Source organism: Hyphomonas sp. CACIAM 19H1 (assembly GCF_003325995.1).
GTDB classification, from domain to species: Bacteria; Pseudomonadota; Alphaproteobacteria; order Caulobacterales; family Hyphomonadaceae; genus Hyphomonas; species Hyphomonas polymorpha.
Map to the genome: position 1 here is coordinate 1,541,657 of NZ_CP016437.1, position 16,449 is coordinate 1,558,105.

Consider the following 16,449-nt stretch of genomic DNA (forward strand, 5'->3'; position numbering starts at 1 on the left):
CTATCAAGTGCGCCCCACACTACGACAGATGCAATATCTCATCGCCATCGCCGACACCGGCAAGTTCGGGGATGCGGCCCGGGCCGTCAATGTCAGCCAGCCAAGCCTTTCGGCGCAGGTAGCCGAAATGGAAGCCGGGCTTGGCGTTGCGCTGGTAGAGCGGTCGCGCCGCGGCGCTTTGCTGACCCCGGCGGGAGAAGAAATGGTCCGGCGCGCCAGGGTCATACTCCGCGACGTCGAAGACCTGAAAGCCGTAGCGAAGCTGGGCCGGACAGAGCTTTCCGGCCGTCTGCGGCTAGGCGTTCTGCCAACAATCGGGCCCTATCTTCTGCCGCAAACCACCGGCGACCTGCGTGCCCGTTTTCCGGCATTGCGCCTGAGCGTCCGGGAGGAACGCACAGTCGATCTGGACGAGCATCTGCAGGCCGGTCTTTTCGATACCGTCATATCCACGCCGGAGGATCATCCCGATACAGACTATGCGCATCTGTTTACCGAGAGGCTTTATGCGTGCGGCCCTCCGGATGATGAACTGACGCAAGGCGAAGGTCCGCTCCGGCTTGAACATCTCAGGGGACGGCAGCTGCTGACCCTCGGTCAGGGGCACAGGTTGAGCGAGATTACCCAAGACCTGGCCACGGCGGCCGGGGCTACCGTCAGTTCCGAATATGAAGGCACGTCCCTCGATGCGATCCGTCTCATGTCGGAACTGGGCGCGGGTATCGCCATTCTTCCCAGCCTCTATGCGCTTTCCGAGGCGCGGCGGGACCGCGGGCTTCACATCCGCCTCATCGATCACCCAATGGCGCGGAGAGACATAGCGCTCATCTGGCGGGAGACCTCGCCCCTCGCCGCGAGCTTGCTGTCGCTATCCGGTTGCCTGCAGAATGCTGCCAGCAAACTGCTGTAGTCGGGTGCCGGAACAGCGGTAGCCGCCAGTCCCGCATAGGCGCGGGGGTTGCGCTCAGGCAAGGGAATGCTCTCTCCATCGGGACGCTGGCCTGTCCCATCCCTCCGTGCTGCAACAATAGGGCTTGACTTATGAGCGGGAAAAGAACATTAAGAGAACATTAACGCAGCGAGTTGGGAAGGTGGCGCCGATGATGAATTATCCGGGTATTTCTGAAGAGTTTCGTTCCTGGATCCGGGCCGGCATCACGCGCAATGCCAAATGGCTTCTGGTGTTTTCCGACATGGTGGACTTTGTAGACTTCTGCGACTTCTGTGAGGATGACGCGGCGCTCGAACTGGAAATCGCCGCGGACGAAGCGCATGGGGATGAGGTGCGGCTTGTGGGTGTCTACAAACTCTGCGGCACTGAAGAAGAGATCATTGATCGCGTGCGCGGCAAATGGGCTGTGGCCTGAAGTTCGGCGCGGTTTGCCCCTCGGGAGGGAAGGGGGGCCGCGCGCGGCCTCTCCGGCTTGACTGCCGTTAAGTCATGTCTCTGAACAGCGGCCCAAACTGATCGCAGTCAAACAGGGCCCTTGCATATGAAACCTCCCGCCTGGCGCCAGGACCGCGCCGTCTATCCGTTCTCCTGCGCCATTCAAACCCGCTATATGGATGAAGACAGTCTCGGTCATATCAACAACATTTCTGTCGCTGCTTATTATGATGAGGCGCGGTCGAGATTTTCCCGCCATGTCTTCGCGAAGGTGGATCCGGACGAAATGACCCGCATCGTCACTGCAGACAGCCGCGTCACCTATCTCGCTGAAGTTTTCCACAAGGACGACGTGGAGGTCTGCACAGGCATCCTCCGCATCGGGACAGCGTCCTACGAGATCGGCCAGGCGATGTATCAGGATGGCCGCTGCGTCGGTATCTGCACCACCACCTTCGTTCAGGCGACCCCCGCTGGCTCAAGCCCTCTGTCAGCAAGCCTGAAAGCCGTACTGCAGGACATGATCATTCACGCCCCGCCCGTGCTCGCCAGGGGCGCGCCGGTCTAGCTGCGCCGAGGGCCGTTTTTCATCGCGTCTTCGCCAGTGCCTGCAGCACGAGCTTCTGCGTCAGCCGCTCCTTCCAACTGGCCGGCGCCGCCAGCGACAGGCGCTCAAGGTGAGGCCGGAAGGCGGCCTCCGCCGTCTTTTCGGGGCCAGCAAACAACGCGCCCAGAATGAACCTGGCGCGCTTCATCGGCGCCGCCATCTGCGCGCTCAGGTAGGTCAGCGCAGGCGCAAGCTCGCGTTCAACCTCCGTCAGCTCGCTTCCAAACGGATAGGCGGGCAGGTTTGCGGCGTGAGGCGCCAGCGTGCGGCGAACGGTCTCCGGTGTGTTGCCGCGCCAGGCGGCGGGCACGGTGAAATTCGCTGGCAGTTTCTTTGCGGCGATGGCCTCGCGCACAAGGCCGTCGAGGAAGCGCGCATCGGTAATTGCCAGCATGGCGCGCACGCATTCTTCGTCCGTCTTCCCGCGCAAATCGGCCACGCCATATTCGGTGATGATGATGTCGCGCAGATGGCGCGGCACAGTTGTGTGGCCGTAAGACCAGACGATGTTGGACTCCACCTTGCCGCCCGCCTCGCGCACGGCTTTCACAAGGATAATCGACCGGGCACCTTCCAGCTCATGCGCCTGCGCCACGAAATTGTATTGTCCGCCAACACCGCTCACCACCCGCCCGTCTTCCAGCGCGTCGGAGATCACGGCACCGAGGCAGGTCGCCTTCATGGCTATGTTGATGAAGCGCGCATGGACGCGCTCGCGGCGGCGGGCGGCTTCATTGCCATAGAGCGCGTTCACATCCGCCACGCTGGTCATGTTGATCGCGGCGAGCAGGTCCGGCCCCGCCTCGCGCAGGGCCTGATAGAAGCTCTGCGGGCCAAGATAGAACCCGCCATCAATCGTCACCGCGCTGCCCTCGCGCACCCGCCGCGTGAAGATGCCCGCACGCAGCAGCTCCAGCATGCCTTGGGTGAACATTTCCGTGCAGCCATAGAGGCCCTGCTCAAACGCCCCGTCGCCGCCTTCCTCCACCGGCCCGGCCGGGCCGGGCAGGGCGCCGAGAACGGCGTTGAAGGCAGGCGGGTCCAAATGCCGTAGGCGGACGGATTGCGCCGCCCCATCTCCCAGGGATCCGATGCCGATCTGCAGGGTTCCGCCATCCTTCACCAGCCGCGCCGCCCGCAGGCCGATGGCATGGCTCAACAGGTCCACCTGCGCGGCCGGCAGCCCCGCGAGGTCATACCCGCCCCCGTCCAGCAGCATGTCAAACTCGCTGGCGGGCACCTCGGCATCATTGGTCATGAAAGGCAGGCGATCATTGATTTCGCCAACCACCACAAAGCTCTCCCGCCCCGTCTGGCGCTGAAGCTCGGGGATGAGGTCCAGCGTGATGTCGGTATTGCAGGAGAGGCTGTAGCGCCCGTCCTGCGCCGCGATCATCTGGCCGATCACGTTGACCCGCGCCGAAACGATGCGGCGCATCGCATGGGTGTAGTTGACGCTGTTGTAATGGCGCTGGGCATAGGCGTTGTTCAGCAGTGTGCCGGTCGCCAGGAAAAACTCCTCCACCTGCACATTCGGGGGCAGGGCGCCCCGCGCCCGGTCCACAGCGTAGGTCAGATCCGGATAGTCCCCGAACAACCGCTCGACCACCGGCCCCCCAAACTGCGCCGGCAGTCCCGCGCCCAGCTTCGGCCGCACCAGCGTCAGTGCCGTGAAGATCGTCAGCTTCACCGAAGGATCAGCCTGGGCGATGTCATAGAGAGCATTGGTCAGACGGTTCGCCTTGCCGAGGCCAAGGGGCAGGGCCAAGCGCACATCCTTGCCTACCCGTTCGATCACCGCCCGCGCGCAGGCTTCGGCGGAAGTGTGCCGGGCGGGCAGGGTGGTCTCCGAGAAAAAGGGCGTCCCCGTCATGAATAAGTCTCCAATCTGTCCCGGCGGGCGCCGGGTGGGCCAGGGGCGTCGTGCATGTGTCCGAAACTGTCCGAAAGTGTCCGGATTTGTCCATCTGGTGTCCCAGTCTGCCTGCCAAAAGGCCGAAACAGCCCCGGATTGCCGCTGGGTGACGCCTTCCAAACGCCTTCCAGCCTGTGCCATGTCTCATCTGTGAAACCAAGATGCTGCGGCCCTCAACCCGCGCTGCAGCCAGAGACAGGGGAGTGACATGGCAAAACTCAAGACACGTCTGACCGAAATGTTCGGCGTAGAAACACCGATCTGCATGGGCGGCATGACCGGCGTGGGCTACGGCGAACTCGTGGCTGCTGTTGCAAATGCAGGCGCTCTCGGCTTCATCACGGCTCACATGTTCAAGTCCGGCGAAGAACTCCTCGCCGAGATCGAGAAAACCAAGAAGCTCACCAACAAGCCTTTCGGCGTAAACCTCACGCTGCTGCCCTCGATCAACCCGATTCCCTATGACGAATACCGCGAAGCGATCATCCACAGCGGCGTCAAAATCGTCGAAACGGCTGGTCGCGCGCCCACCGACCACCTGCCGCGCTTCAAGGAAAACGGCGTCAAGGTCATCCACAAATGCACCTCGGTTCGCCACGCGGTTTCCGCAGTAAATAAAGGTGTTGATGTCATCTCCATCGACGGTTTCGAGTGCGCTGGCCATCCTGGTGAGGATGATGTCGGCCTGATCGTTCTGCTGCCCGCTACCGTTGATGCGGTGGACGTGCCCGTCATCGCCTCGGGCGGTATGGCAGACGGCCGCGGTCTGGCGGCGGCCATCGTGCTGGGCGCAGACGGCGTCAATATGGGCACCCGCTTCTGCGCCACCGTGGAAGCCAAGATCCATGAAAACGTGAAGAAAAAGATCGTTGAGAACAACGAGCTCGACACGGTTCTCGTTGGCCGCTCGCTGCGGAACACGGCGCGCGTCGCAAAGAACGACATCTCCGTTCAGGTTGCTGAAATCCAGAGGGATCCGACCAAGACCTTCGCGGACGTGAAGGAACTGATGGCCGGTGTCCGGGGCCGCGAAAACGTGCTGCGCGACGGGGATATGGACGGTGGCATCTGGACCACCGGCCAGAGCCAGGCGCTGATCCATGACATTCCGACCTGCCAGGAACTCGTCAGCAACATCATGAAGCAATACGAGCAGGCCCGCGCCCGCATCCTCTGATCGCGGTAGGGCATTGTAATTGGAAAGAAAGCCGGGCGCGCATTTCTGCTGCCCGGCTTTTTTGTGCGTGTGAAAACGGCGTCAGTCGGGCGCCGCCGGCGTTTCCGGCGGATCCTTGAGAATCTTCAGAAGGCCTGCCGGCGACAGCGTTTCAGGCTCGCCCTGGCCAGCCGGGCGGCGCACCACCACGCGCTCAACTGCGGGGGGCGGCCGCATCACAGGCCTCGCCGGATCATGGAACGGGTTGGCATCATACATGCCGTCAAACGCGGGATCCGTCAGATAGCTCGGCAGGCGCGCGAGCACCGGCGCATCGCCTGAAAGCTGCAGCAGCATCTCGTGATCGGCCAGATCCAGCAGCCTTTCGGCAGGACGGAAGCCGACTATCGCGGCCATCGATTCTGCCGCCAGCATGGTGTTGGCCCCGAAACACTGCACGGCCCGGCAATTGTTCACCATCGTCTGCCAGTCATCGGGATAAAGATTGCGAAGCTGGCTTGGGTCCTGCCAGAAACTCCAGGTCTGCAGGCCATAGCCTCGCATCAGCGTCACCGCCCGGCGCAGCGGCGTGAAAGTTCCCAGCTGCGCGGCCTCGTCCAGGAGGAACAATGTGGATTTTTCCGGTCGCGCATTCCGCCGTGTGATCAGGGTCATCAGCGTATGCACCCACAGGCGCAGCAGCTTTCCGTGGCTGTCGAGCATATGCGGCGGCAATACCAGATAGATCGACAGCGGATCGCCCCTCGTTACCGCGTCCAGTTCGAAGCCGGTCGAAGCTAGGCTCTTCGTGATTGCGTCGCCTCGCGCCACCTCGACAATGGACTGCGCAAAGGAAAGGATCCCGCCCAGCGTAGACACAGCGCCCAGCCGTAGCATCTGCCCGATCCGGACCGCCTCGGAATTGCGCGACCGCTCGAGCGCGCCCAGCACCGTCGTGGCGCTGGAAAGCGTGGAGGCAGGATTTTCCGCCATCTGAGAGTAGATGCCCGCCTCGCCCATCGCCTGCGCCACGAGTTCGCGGACGGTCCCGAGATGCCGGCGGGCTGGCGGCAGATCAGACACAACATGCAGCATCACGCCAAGAACAAAGGTTGCTCCGCGTTCGGACCAATAGTCGCCGTCATTGGTGTTGCGGCCCATCCGGTTGTCGATCATCGTGGCAATGATGGCCATGGCATCGTCCACCAGCGTCGGCCCGGACGGGTCCAGCAGATCCAGCGGGTTGATCGGCGTGGAGGGAAGACCGGTCACGCCGATGGGATCTACGATCGCCACCGTATGGCCAAGCTCCTTCCGGCGCCGGGCGGTAATCAGGGCGTTTTCACCCTTCGGATCGATCACGATCAAGGGCCCGTCAAACCGCAGAAGCGCAGGGACGATGCAGCCGACGCCTTTGCCCGCACCGGTCGGGGCAATGGTCATCAGATGCCCCTCCATCTCCATCAGGATCGGGTCGATATATCCCGTCGCAGGCGTGCATTCCGGATCACCGAAAGAAAAGCCGATCGGCGTTTTCTTGTGCTCAAGTTCCATCGACCAGCCGACGAGCAGTCTGTTGCCCCCAACCTCTGACGGCAATTCGAGTTTTGACTGAACAGGCACCAGATCCAGCATTTTCCCCCCAGGGTCAGTTTCGGCTGACGATCATGGGTCCGATGAGGCCTTCCTCCCGGACCGGTAATTCTGCCAGCAGCACGTCATCATCGATCATTTCCACAATTCCCTGTGGAAAGACTGCCATTACAGCCCGGAACAGGCTGCAACCATAAAGGACTGTGCCGGTATAGTGCGCCAGTGCCTTGGTCTCTTCTTCCGGCTCTATCTCGATAAATGGGCTGAGATCAGCGTGGGCAGCGACCTCTATGCCTTCAGGTAGCAGGCGTGCCTGCAACTCTTCCTGCGCGGCGACCGGCTGAAACCGTCCTTCGCTGGCATGTACCCAGTTCATGAAGAGATGCAGATAGTCCAGCCGCTGATGATGTGTTTCTAGCAGCGGCGGCAGATCCATATTGAGCTCATGAATGACTGCGGACGTGCCGTTGAGCAGGGCCATGCCATCTTCATGCACGATAACATTGATCAGCCCCGGACGCCCGTAACCGGCATGTGCTGCCAGTTCGACCAAAACGGTGTCTTCATAGCAGGCAAGGTTGCGAACTCGCGCCCGGTCAACGCTCCAGTCGATGGCCAGGTTTCTGATATCGCGTTCGTCTTCCAGCCATTCGCAGATGGCCATGATGGTACTTAGGGCCATATCCCCGGAAAGATTGCGCCAGTTGCCAGGAATGATCGGCGGCGCGGTCCAGCCCTCATAGCGGGGCTGTGACAGCGCAAACCGAAGTTGTTCAATCTGAGTTGGCGTCATGTCTGGGCTTTATAGCAACCCGGATAGTTTTGCCTACCGGGAGATGAACGGCGCTGGAACGTGCAGGCGCAGGCAAGCCCAAAGAAGAAACGGAAGGGCCGGTTCGGCCCTCCCGATCTTTTTGCGGCTTATTTTGCGTCGGCGTAGAGGCTGTTCACCTCGTTCCAGTTCACAACATCCCACCAGGACTTCAGATAATCGGCGCGGCGGTTCTGATATTGCAGATAGTAGGCGTGTTCCCACACATCGACCGCCAGCACGGGCGCGCCCTTCACGGCGGCGACATCCATCAACGGATTGTCCTGATTGGGGGTAGAGGTGATCTTCAGCCCCTCATCGGTCACGACGAGCCAGGCCCAGCCTGACCCGAATTGACCCGTCGCTGCCTTGTTGAACTCCGCCTTGAACGCGTCCATCGATCCGAAAGTGGCGTCGATATCGGCAGCAAGCTCGGCAGACGGTGTGCCGCCTTGGCCCGCAGGCGCCATGAGTTTCCAGAAGAGGCTGTGATTGTAATGGCCGCCGCCATTGTTGCGGATCGCAGGGGAAAGCGTCGAGATTTTTGCCAGCAGCGCTTCCAGCGGCTCGGCCGCCAGTGCCGGCTCGGAGGCCAGCGCCGCATTCAGGTTGTTCACATAAGCGGCGTGGTGCTTGCCATGATGGATTTCCATGGTCTTGGCATCAACGGCGCCTTCCAGCGCGTCATAGCCATAAGGCAGATCGGGCAGGGTGTATGTAACGGCCGTTTGCGAAGCGGCGGGCGCCGCAGGCTCGCTCGCGAGAGCCGTGGTGCCCATGCTGGTGCAGGCGACGGCCCCCAGGGCTGCGGTGGCGATGGCGAGTGTTCTCAACATGTGATCTTCTCCCTGATCTGAAAGCAGTTCGTGAAAATAACGCGGCGCAATATATGCACCCCGCCCATATGGGGCACGCAGGCATCGAGGTCACGGTTCAAATTACGAAACGTCAGCCTGTAGTCAGTCAACTGCCTTGGAAAATCGCATCCGGGGCCCGATTGTTCCCACCTCACAGGATTGTGAAGCGGGCGGCCATTCCTCACGCGTCTGCCCACATTCTGATGAGGTTGGCTTCAGTCTTGGCCAGCGTCAGCAATTCTGCAGAACCAGCCGGAAAGGCGCGCGCCAGGCCCACTTTCAGGTTTGCGATGTCAAAGAGGATCGCGCGTTGGGTTGCATCCCGGATGGCGCTCTGAATCCAGCTGACAAATACATATCGCTCTCCGGAGATCACCGGAGCGACGCGATGTAACTCCGTAGACGGATAAATAACCATGCTGCCCGCAGGCAGCTTCACTGACTCTGTCCTGAACACAGTCTCGATTTCAAGTTCGCCGCCCTCATAGGCTTCGGGGGGCGAAAGAAACAAGGTGAAGGAAAGGTCTGTGCGTAACCGCGCGTCGCCTTTGCCCATAACGGGATTGTCGATGTGCAGGCCATAAGTGTCGCCAGCGCCGGTGCGGCTGATCAGGGGCGGCGCAAATTTCAGCGGGCGGGCATAGGCTTCCACCACCGGATGACGCTTTACGGTGTCCAGCAGCATGTCGCGCGCTTTGGTGCCCGTCCGGCTGGTGAGGTCTGCCTGCTGGTTCTGCTTCACGCGGCGCGCGGTCGCTCCTGCGGTCTTGCGGCCATCTTCCCATCGCAGCTCGGCGAGCGCTTTTGTAGCCTCCGACAGCACCTCAGGGCTCAGTACGTTTTCAACGACAATCATCTCAGGCCTTCGGCGCCTCTGGTCTTGCGGCGCAGCTCCATTTGCTTTAACTGCAACTCATTCTCAATCACAAACAACATATGCGGAGCGCATGAATGAGCAAGTCGTACAGAGCCTGGACCGGTCTTGGCCTTGGCCTCGCCCTTATTTCTACCGGGCTTGGCGCCTGCGGAAAGGCCACGCCCCCTGCGGCGGATGCGCCCGAAGCGGCTGCGGAACAGTCTGCTGCAACGGCTCCGGCGCCCTCCTTTGAGGAAGCGGTCGAGGCGGTGGCCTCCGGCGGGGAAGGCGAAGGCGGCATTTCGCTTGATCAGGCCGCGACCGACCCGGTCATCTATGGGGCAGCCCTGGGCGTGACGGAAGCTCACGTCATCGCGGCGCGCGACGCCTTCGCGCTGGGCGAAAAAGACGCTGCCGCCGAGATGTTTGCCCACCCGGTCAGCGAAGTGCTGATCGAGCTGGAAGACCTGTTCAAGGCGCGCGGCGTGACGCTGTTCGACAATCTGCTGCTGGAGGCCTCTCAAGCCGTGATGGCGGGCGAAAGCGCTGAGCAGATCAGCGCGCGCACCGATGCGATCATTGCGGCGCTACGCGCAGCGGGCACCAAGGCGCCGGAATCTTCGCGCAGCCCGGTTTCCATCCGCGCTGCCATCGCGGCGGATCAGGCAGACCGCGCCGCCGCCATGTACCGCATCGCCAGAGAAGCTGGCACCTACGAGCCCTATCTGGACGGTTACGGCTTCTACAAGGCGGGCCTTTCCCTCTTCAAAGATCAGGAAACCCAGATCACCGCCGCAAACCCGGCAGGCGCCGCAGCCCTGAACGAGGCTTTTGCCGAGCTCGCCAAGGCATATCCGGATGCGGCCCCTCAGGCTGAACTGAACGCGGATCTCTCGGCAATCACGGTCGCAGCCTCCAGCGCCGTGCTGGCCAACAGCCACTGACCCGGCCCGCCCGGCCTCAGGACATGAATGAACAGGCCGGGCGCGTCCCGGCCTGTTTCATTTGGTCCCGTAATAATCGCAGAGCGTATCGATCAGGGCTTGAGAGATGCCCGGACGGCACCGGTAATAAATCGTCTGGGCGTCGCGGCGGCTTTCCACCAGCCCGGCCGCGCGCAATTTGGCCAGGTGCTGGGAGACTGCAGACTGGGATTGCCCCGTCATCTCCGCGAGTTGGTTGACGGGCAGTTCCCCCTCGCTCAGCGCACACATGATTTTCAGCCGGGTTTCGCTGGCCATTGCCTTCAGGACGCCAGCCGCTTCGTGAACCCTTTCGGTGACCACGGCAACGCTGCTCGCCCTTTTGCGCTTGGCAATTGCCATCAAATGTTCTCCTCGGAAGGACCAGACTGGTGCGTAGACGAGGTGGGGCGCTTCTGCGCACCTGTCCAGCCCGCCAGATGGGAAAACTCAGGCCAGGCCAGCAGTTTGCGCAGCCAGCCACAATCCGATGACGAGGAATAGAAGCGCGGCGATCATCCGCACAACCTTCAGGGGGACACGCCGGATCAGCTCATTCCCCAGGAAGACCGCAGGCACGTTGGCCAGCATCATGCCCAGCGTCGTGCCCATGGTCACCATCAGGAGGTCATTGAACCGGGCACTGAGGGCAACAGTTGCCAGCTGGGTCTTGTCGCCCATTTCCACGAGGAAGAAGGCAATCACTGTCGTCACGAAGGCGCCAAAGCGGGCGGGTTTTTCCTCGATATCGTCGAGTTTGTCGGGGATCAGCGTCCAGGCGCCCATGGCGATGAACGACGCCGCGATCAGATACCGGAACCAGTCGCCTTCCAGAATGGCAGCAGCCTGCGCCCCGACAAAGGCCGCCAGGAAGTGGTTGGCAAGCGTGGCCACCAGAATACCGAGAATGATGGGGACGGGGCGCTTGAATCGAGTTGCCAGAACAATGGCCAGCAGCTGGGTCTTGTCGCCAATCTCGGCGAGCGCGACCACCGCGGTCGAGGTGAAGAGTGCTTCCACGAGGATAGTCTCCGGGCCGGGCAGTTGTTGATTCCAACGACATCGCATCCTCGCCCGGCAAGGCAGGAGGCAATGTCATTGGTCTCGCCCGAACGGTATGACCGCTCCTTCCGCACCATGGCCTCTCGACCAAGTATGTTGACGCGGAAGCCCACCTTGCGGTGGCTGGCTACTCCCCAGATGACGCGTGCCGATTATCCCGGAAGCGCCGCCCATGCAAGAGCCGCGGGAAAGTCCGTCACGAGGATGAACTGAAAGACTGGCCAGGCGGCCCAAACCGGTAGAATCTGAATACAAGCCCGATGGACAGGCGAATGTTACTTTATTACATTTGTGGTCAATTCAGTATTAGGTGGAATGAGGTGTTGTGTGGTCAGGTCTTTTGCGGCGGCGGTTCTGGTTTTCCTGCTTGCTGCGTGTGGCGGCGGCGCGCCTGACGGTCAGGATGGCGCCCCAAGCGAACCTCCTCCGATGCCAGAAGGCGCCGTCAGTGAAACCTTCGAGCGGCCATCTCCCTCCGCCTACGTCAGCGTGCCGGAGCAGGCAGCCCCCGAATCGGGTGGCGAGAACGGTTATTGGGGCGTCCGGGAAGGAGAGGCGCTTCCCATCATTTGGGAAGACCTGATGCCCCAAGGGGCCGGCGAAGCGCTGGAGCAGGAGTATGCCGAATTCTACAAGGCGCTGGAGGCTCGGTATGCCAGCCAGCCAATGGAGATGATCGAGGAAGGATCGGAGCTTGATTACATGCCGCAACTGGGCGGTTTCGACACCGTTCCCGAACTGGACGGCATGCTGATCCGCATACCCGGCTATGTGGTGCCCTTTGATTTCAACCTGAAGAACAGGCAGGCGGCCTTCCTGCTCGCTCCCTATATGGGGGCTTGCATCCATACCCCTCCGCCGCCTCCCAATCAGATCATCTATGTCGAGGCCGATCCTGCCGTGAAGATCGATGACATATGGACCGCCTATTGGCTGGAAGGGACGCTGACGGCGCAGACGCAGGAAAGTGACCTGGCCGCTGCCGCTTACACGCTGACGCTCACCAAGATCGAGCCTTACGGCGTTCCCTGAACATCTTGGAAAAAATGGTGACCCGAAAACGCCCGTCTCTGCGCCTTAAGGGATGAGGGCAAATGTGCCCTCAGCTCTGCCTTGTGCCCATGCCGGGCAAGGGGCACGTCAGGAGAGACTTGCCATGCTGCGTGCGCTGATCGTTGCCCCGCTTCTGATTATTCCGGTGTGCCTCTACCTTCTTGTCTCGCTGACAGCAGGACAGGGGGGGACGCAAGCAAGACTGGACGGCGCATTGTTCAGTCTACCCATGATGTCCGGTGGCCGGTTTGTGTTCGCTTTGGGCGACCTTGTCCTTCTGATCGGGCTCATCTTCCTGTTTGTCGAAATCCTCAAGGCAGCGCGCACGAAGGGAGACGCCATCGTCAATCATTCCCTTTCGATGGTTTTGCTGTTGTTCAGTGTGATCGGGTTCTTGGCATTTCCGGGCTTTGGAACGTCAGTCTTCTTTCTGCTGATGGTCATGACCTTGCTGGATGTCGTCGCCGGGCCCATCGTCAGCATCGTTGCCGCCCGCCGCGATTTCGGAATCGGGGAAAATGTCGGCGGCTAGGTCTCAGTTCTTGCAGGACAGTGCTCGAAGGGGGGCAATTTTCTCTTCCTCCCATCCCGCGGTCGTATCTTCCAGCACGGCTTTCACGTCGAAATATCCTTCCGCCCGCCTGACCAGCCCGCAAGACCAGGCCCGCGCCGGATCGTCCGCATCAATCTCCGCGCCTTGCGAAAGAACGTTCAGCAGGCGGACCTGGTAGAACTTGTCTTCCGGAAACTGCTGCGCCAGCCCTTCCATGAGACGGGCTGCCTCATCCGCGGCCATGTGTGCCGCACTGATATTCCCAGACCTGAACTCAGCGGTCGCGAGCTTCTGCAACATCGCAGACAGCCCTTCCGGGCCGCCGGCATCCTCTGGATCATCGGCCATGATTTCCCGCGCAAGGGCAACGGCCTGCTCGGCGCTCGCGCGGCTCCTTGCCATATCCCCCGCCAGGCGCGAAGCAGTGGCCATCTCGCCATGGGCGACCATCAGCTGCGTTTTGAAATAATAGTTTTCCGGTTTCTCGGCCAGCTGCGCCGCACGCAATGTTATGGCTGTGTCCAGCGGTTCGAGCGCCTCCGCGCCGCGCTCTGCGCCGGTTAGCAGCATCGCTTCCTGCATGGCGAAATAGGCCTGCATCTCCTCTCCGCTGCCGATGCGCGCCACCATCTCCAGCGTCAGCTCCGATCGCCACTGGCGAACCTTGGTCAACGCCTCTTCCGTACGCTTCTCGGCAGTCAGCAACTGAAGTTCATCAGTCCGGATGCTCCAGAAGTGGCGAAGAATAGGGCCTTCCCCTTCGCTGCCGAGCGTAAGGCCGCGTTCGGCGAGATTCCGGGCCCGGTCATTGGCCTGATGCGCCGTCACCAGATCGTTCTTGTGGTAGAGATACTGCATCGTCAGCATACGCTCGACCATCAGAAGTTCGGCAATGGCCGTTTTATCATTGGGGTTCTGCTCCAGCGCGCTGTTCAGAGCCTTCTGCGCATCCAGGAACAGCTGCATGGACACTTCGTTTTCGCCCAGGTTTGCGATGCCGATGCCGCCATAAAGGTCGGCCAGCCGGGACGTAATGATGCCCACCTCGATCAGAACTTGCTCTGGCGCATCCTTATCGAGTTGGAGGCTGTCGATGTAATCCTTCACCACGCCGGCAAGCGCTTTGCGCGCTTCCATTGATCCTGAGATCTTTTCTGTCTGGTCGTACACGTCGAAAACCAGCGTGCGGCTGAGTTCCCGCGCCTGGGTAAAGCGCTTGTTCGCGATGGCGAGCGCGGTTTCAGCGCGGTTGTACTGTACCACGGTCGTGGCCAGCGCCGCGCTAAGCCCGATGATCACCGCCGCAATCGATGCCACAGTGATGCGGTGGCGGGCCACGAATTTCCTGAACCGGTAAACACGGCTCCCGCTGTAAGCCGCCACCGGCTTGCCGGAACGCAGGGCACTGATGTCTTCATTGAGGGCGTCGACGGAAGCATAGCGGTCTATAGGCTCTTGCGCCGTGGCGCGCTTGATAATCGCCGTCAGCTCGGGTGATCGCTCTTCCGGTTTCAACAGGTCCGCCAGCAGTTTGCCCAGCGAATAGATGTCAGACAGCGTATTGGCAGCCGCCCCGCGCGTACGTTCCGGCGCGGCATAGCCCGGCGTATAGCTCATCGCGTCCTTGCTGCCGGGCGGGTTGAACCGGGCAGGGGGCGATCCGTCGGGAGATTTGGAAATTCCAAAGTCGATCAGCTTGACCAGGCCGGCCTTGTTCACCAGCACGTTGGAGGGGGTTATGTCCCTGTGAATGACCAGGTTCTGGTGGGCAAACTGCACAGCGCCGCAAAGGCTCTGAAACAGATCCAGCCGTTCACGGAGGGAAGCGCCGGTTCGCTCTGCCCAGACCAGCAGAGGCTCGCCGTCCACATATTCCATGATCATGTAGGGGGAGCCGTCGGCCATCTCCCCGCCATCATAGAGGCGCGCGATGTTGGGATGGTTCAGCGCCGCAAGGATCTGCCGTTCCCGCTCAAACCGCTCAATGAGGGCCTCGGAGAGAACGCCGGGCCGGATGATCTTGATGGCGACGGTATGATCGAAATTGCCGCTCGCCCGCTCGCCCTTGTAAACCGCGCCCATGCCGCCCTGGCCGATCGTCTCGATAATGCGGTAGGCGCCGACCTGTTCGGGCGCTTCCGGCTCAACCGTATCCTGGCGGGCGCCGCCGGTCTTCAGGGCGCCCGGATGGGCGCGCTCGGTCGCCAGCAGGCCCAGCACACGCTTTTCCAGCGCCGCGTCTCCGGCACATTGGCTGCGTACCCAAGCCTCCCGTTGATCGGAGGGCATGTCGAGAGCCTGCGAGAGGAGTTCGAGGGCGCGGCGTTCAGTCGATCCGGTGCTCATCCTGCTTTGCTTCATTGAGGCAATCCAGCAGCCAGGCACGCGCCGCCCGCCAGTTGCGTTTCACCGTGGCTTCAGAAACGCCCTTGATGGCGGCGATATCTTCCAGCGTCATCCCCCCGAAATAGCGCAACTCGACGATTTCGGCCTTCTCTTCGTCGATGACGCTGAGCCGGATAAGGGCCTTCTCCAGCACATCCATCTCGATCCGGTCGGCACTGCCATCGGAGAGGCGGGACACCAGGGTCACTTTCTGATGGTGGCGCTTGTCGGACCTTTTCTTGCGGGCATGGTCGATCAGTACCCGCCGCATGGCCCTGGCCGCCAGCGCCAGGAAGTGAACCTTGTCGGCCCATTCGATCTGGTCCACCCGCATCAGGCGAATGACGGCTTCGTTCACCAGGTCTCCGGTCGAAAGGGACAGGTTGCGTTCAGAGCGGATCAGGCCCGCCGAAATCTGCCGGAGTTCGGAGTAAAGCTCGGTGAACAGCCGGTCGCGCGCGGTAAGGTCGCCCGCCCGCCAGGCATCCAGCAATTGCTTGGCCGATATGTCACCCGGTTGGCTCATCGCCACCTCCCGCTGCGAAACTGTCGCAAATTCCGTGCCGCGACAAGGCGCAGCGCCTGCTCTGGAAATATTTTTCGGAGATTGTGACCGGAAATCCCGTGATCTCGCGCCTTCAACATCAGAAGCGAATTAGCTGAAGGCGCCTCAGATGGAACAGACCCTCCAAGAGACATTGCAACAGATCCCCCCCGAAGCGTGGCCAATCATTGAAATCCTTTTCAATGTCACGATGGCGGCAGCAGGCATCTGGCTTGCCCTGACAGTCTTCGTCATCTGGAGACGGCATGCGTCGAATCTGACGCCCGTCAATGCCACCAGCAAGAACAACAAGGCTCAGCCCGACTTTCTGAAGGTGGACCAGAAAGCCAGGGCCGAGGCGATCAAGCGCGGGGACCTACACGAAAGAGCGCTTGACCGGCGAGACGCGGAAGAAGCCAGGGCAGAGGTCAAAGCCAATTCCGCGCCTCGCCGTGAGCCTTTGACGTTCGCTCGGCGGATCGCCGGCCTCGTAACCTTCGTGATGTCCGTATTCACCCTGTTTTCGATCGTCACAACCTCGATTTTTACCGTCTCCCGCATGGGAGACATGGTCGGGGAAATGTCGGCGGTAGATCGCATGGTTTCGATCGTCATGGCGCATCCGATCCCGGTGGCGGTCTGCGTGCTGATCATCTTCGCCCGCGTTTACACCCAGTTTTTCATGACCGCTAAGAAGGAGGGCTAATC

General features: G+C 61.4%; 16 protein-coding genes, 1 pseudogene and 1 riboswitch. Of the genes and pseudogenes, 8 read left to right on the top strand and 9 right to left on the bottom strand.

Going from position 1 to position 16,449, the window contains the following annotated elements; translation table 11 throughout:
• Positions 1 to 7 precede the first annotated feature (7 nt).
• The 3 genes from BBF93_RS07265 (at position 8) to BBF93_RS07275 (ending at position 1,955) form a co-directional block, all read left to right on the top strand.
• Complete coding sequence (locus BBF93_RS07265) at positions 8 to 910, top strand: hydrogen peroxide-inducible genes activator (protein WP_114105477.1); 903 nt, start codon at positions 8 to 10, stop codon at positions 908 to 910.
• A gap of 190 nt (positions 911 to 1,100) precedes the next feature.
• A complete protein-coding gene (locus BBF93_RS07270; protein ID WP_114105478.1) occupies positions 1,101 to 1,367 on the top strand; it encodes a hypothetical protein in 267 nt (88 codons plus the stop codon).
• Positions 1,368 to 1,493: 126 nt separating this feature from the next.
• Positions 1,494 to 1,955 (top strand): thioesterase family protein, encoded by a 462-nt coding sequence (locus tag BBF93_RS07275; protein ID WP_114105479.1) that lies wholly within the window; start codon positions 1,494 to 1,496, stop codon positions 1,953 to 1,955.
• Positions 1,956 to 1,974: 19 nt separating this feature from the next.
• Here BBF93_RS07275 and BBF93_RS07280 read toward each other — a convergent pair whose 3' ends face one another.
• The gene (locus BBF93_RS07280) at positions 1,975 to 3,867 is read right to left on the bottom strand and encodes an acetyl-CoA hydrolase/transferase C-terminal domain-containing protein (RefSeq protein ID WP_114105480.1); all 1,893 of its coding nucleotides are present in this window, start codon (positions 3,865 to 3,867) and stop codon (positions 1,975 to 1,977) included.
• A 223-nt stretch (positions 3,868 to 4,090) separates the two neighbouring features.
• On the opposite strand from BBF93_RS07280, the pseudogene BBF93_RS07285 reads away from it, so the two are divergent.
• A pseudogene (locus BBF93_RS07285) lies at positions 4,091 to 5,086 on the top strand (NAD(P)H-dependent flavin oxidoreductase); the annotation flags it as partial.
• Between the two features lie 81 nt (positions 5,087 to 5,167).
• On the opposite strand, the gene BBF93_RS07290 reads toward BBF93_RS07285, so the two are convergent.
• The 4 genes from BBF93_RS07290 to BBF93_RS07305 form a co-directional block, all read right to left on the bottom strand.
• A complete protein-coding gene (locus BBF93_RS07290) occupies positions 5,168 to 6,700 on the bottom strand; it encodes a type IV secretory system conjugative DNA transfer family protein (RefSeq protein WP_035595632.1) in 1,533 nt (510 codons plus the stop codon).
• 13 nt (positions 6,701 to 6,713) lie between these two features.
• Positions 6,714 to 7,451 (bottom strand): hypothetical protein, encoded by a 738-nt coding sequence (locus BBF93_RS07295; RefSeq protein ID WP_035595630.1) that lies wholly within the window; start codon positions 7,449 to 7,451, stop codon positions 6,714 to 6,716.
• 128 nt (positions 7,452 to 7,579) lie between these two features.
• Complete coding sequence (locus BBF93_RS07300; RefSeq protein ID WP_233349342.1) at positions 7,580 to 8,248, bottom strand: superoxide dismutase; 669 nt, start codon at positions 8,246 to 8,248, stop codon at positions 7,580 to 7,582.
• Between the two features lie 259 nt (positions 8,249 to 8,507).
• Complete coding sequence (locus tag BBF93_RS07305) at positions 8,508 to 9,182, bottom strand: Fe2+-dependent dioxygenase (protein ID WP_114105482.1); 675 nt, start codon at positions 9,180 to 9,182, stop codon at positions 8,508 to 8,510.
• Positions 9,183 to 9,277: 95 nt separating this feature from the next.
• Here BBF93_RS07305 and BBF93_RS07310 point away from each other — a divergent pair, with 95 nt between their 5' ends.
• Positions 9,278 to 10,126 carry a hypothetical protein gene (locus tag BBF93_RS07310; protein ID WP_114105483.1) on the top strand — a complete coding sequence of 283 codons (849 nt, stop codon included), beginning with the start codon at positions 9,278 to 9,280 and terminating at the stop codon, positions 10,124 to 10,126.
• A 57-nt stretch (positions 10,127 to 10,183) separates the two neighbouring features.
• On the opposite strand, the gene BBF93_RS07315 is transcribed toward BBF93_RS07310, so the two are convergent.
• Positions 10,184 to 10,507, bottom strand: coding sequence for a helix-turn-helix transcriptional regulator (locus BBF93_RS07315; protein WP_051612331.1), 324 nt, complete (start codon positions 10,505 to 10,507; stop codon positions 10,184 to 10,186).
• An 87-nt stretch (positions 10,508 to 10,594) separates the two neighbouring features.
• A complete protein-coding gene (locus tag BBF93_RS07320; protein WP_114105484.1) occupies positions 10,595 to 11,164 on the bottom strand; it encodes a TMEM165/GDT1 family protein in 570 nt (189 codons plus the stop codon).
• Positions 11,165 to 11,254: 90 nt separating this feature from the next.
• A riboswitch (yybP-ykoY riboswitch) is annotated at positions 11,255 to 11,355 on the bottom strand.
• Between the two features lie 178 nt (positions 11,356 to 11,533).
• On the opposite strand from BBF93_RS07320, the gene BBF93_RS07325 reads away from it, so the two are divergent.
• The gene (locus BBF93_RS07325; protein WP_051612330.1) at positions 11,534 to 12,238 is read left to right on the top strand and encodes a DUF3299 domain-containing protein; all 705 of its coding nucleotides are present in this window, start codon (positions 11,534 to 11,536) and stop codon (positions 12,236 to 12,238) included.
• Between the two features lie 124 nt (positions 12,239 to 12,362).
• Complete coding sequence (locus BBF93_RS07330) at positions 12,363 to 12,791, top strand: hypothetical protein (RefSeq protein WP_051612329.1); 429 nt, start codon at positions 12,363 to 12,365, stop codon at positions 12,789 to 12,791.
• A gap of 3 nt (positions 12,792 to 12,794) precedes the next feature.
• On the opposite strand, the gene BBF93_RS07335 is transcribed toward BBF93_RS07330, so the two are convergent.
• Positions 12,795 to 15,158, bottom strand: a complete 2,364-nt coding sequence (locus BBF93_RS07335) for a serine/threonine-protein kinase (RefSeq protein WP_162786468.1) — start codon at positions 15,156 to 15,158, stop codon at positions 12,795 to 12,797.
• Positions 15,139 to 15,723: a sigma-70 family RNA polymerase sigma factor gene (locus tag BBF93_RS07340; RefSeq protein WP_035595617.1), complete on the bottom strand. Its 585-nt coding sequence runs from the start codon at positions 15,721 to 15,723 to the stop codon at positions 15,139 to 15,141. Before BBF93_RS07340 ends, BBF93_RS07335 begins: the two co-directional genes overlap by 20 nt.
• A 148-nt stretch (positions 15,724 to 15,871) precedes the next feature.
• On the opposite strand from BBF93_RS07340, the gene BBF93_RS07345 reads away from it, so the two are divergent.
• Positions 15,872 to 16,447: a hypothetical protein gene (locus BBF93_RS07345; protein ID WP_114105486.1), complete on the top strand. Its 576-nt coding sequence runs from the start codon at positions 15,872 to 15,874 to the stop codon at positions 16,445 to 16,447.
• Positions 16,448 to 16,449 lie beyond the last annotated feature (2 nt).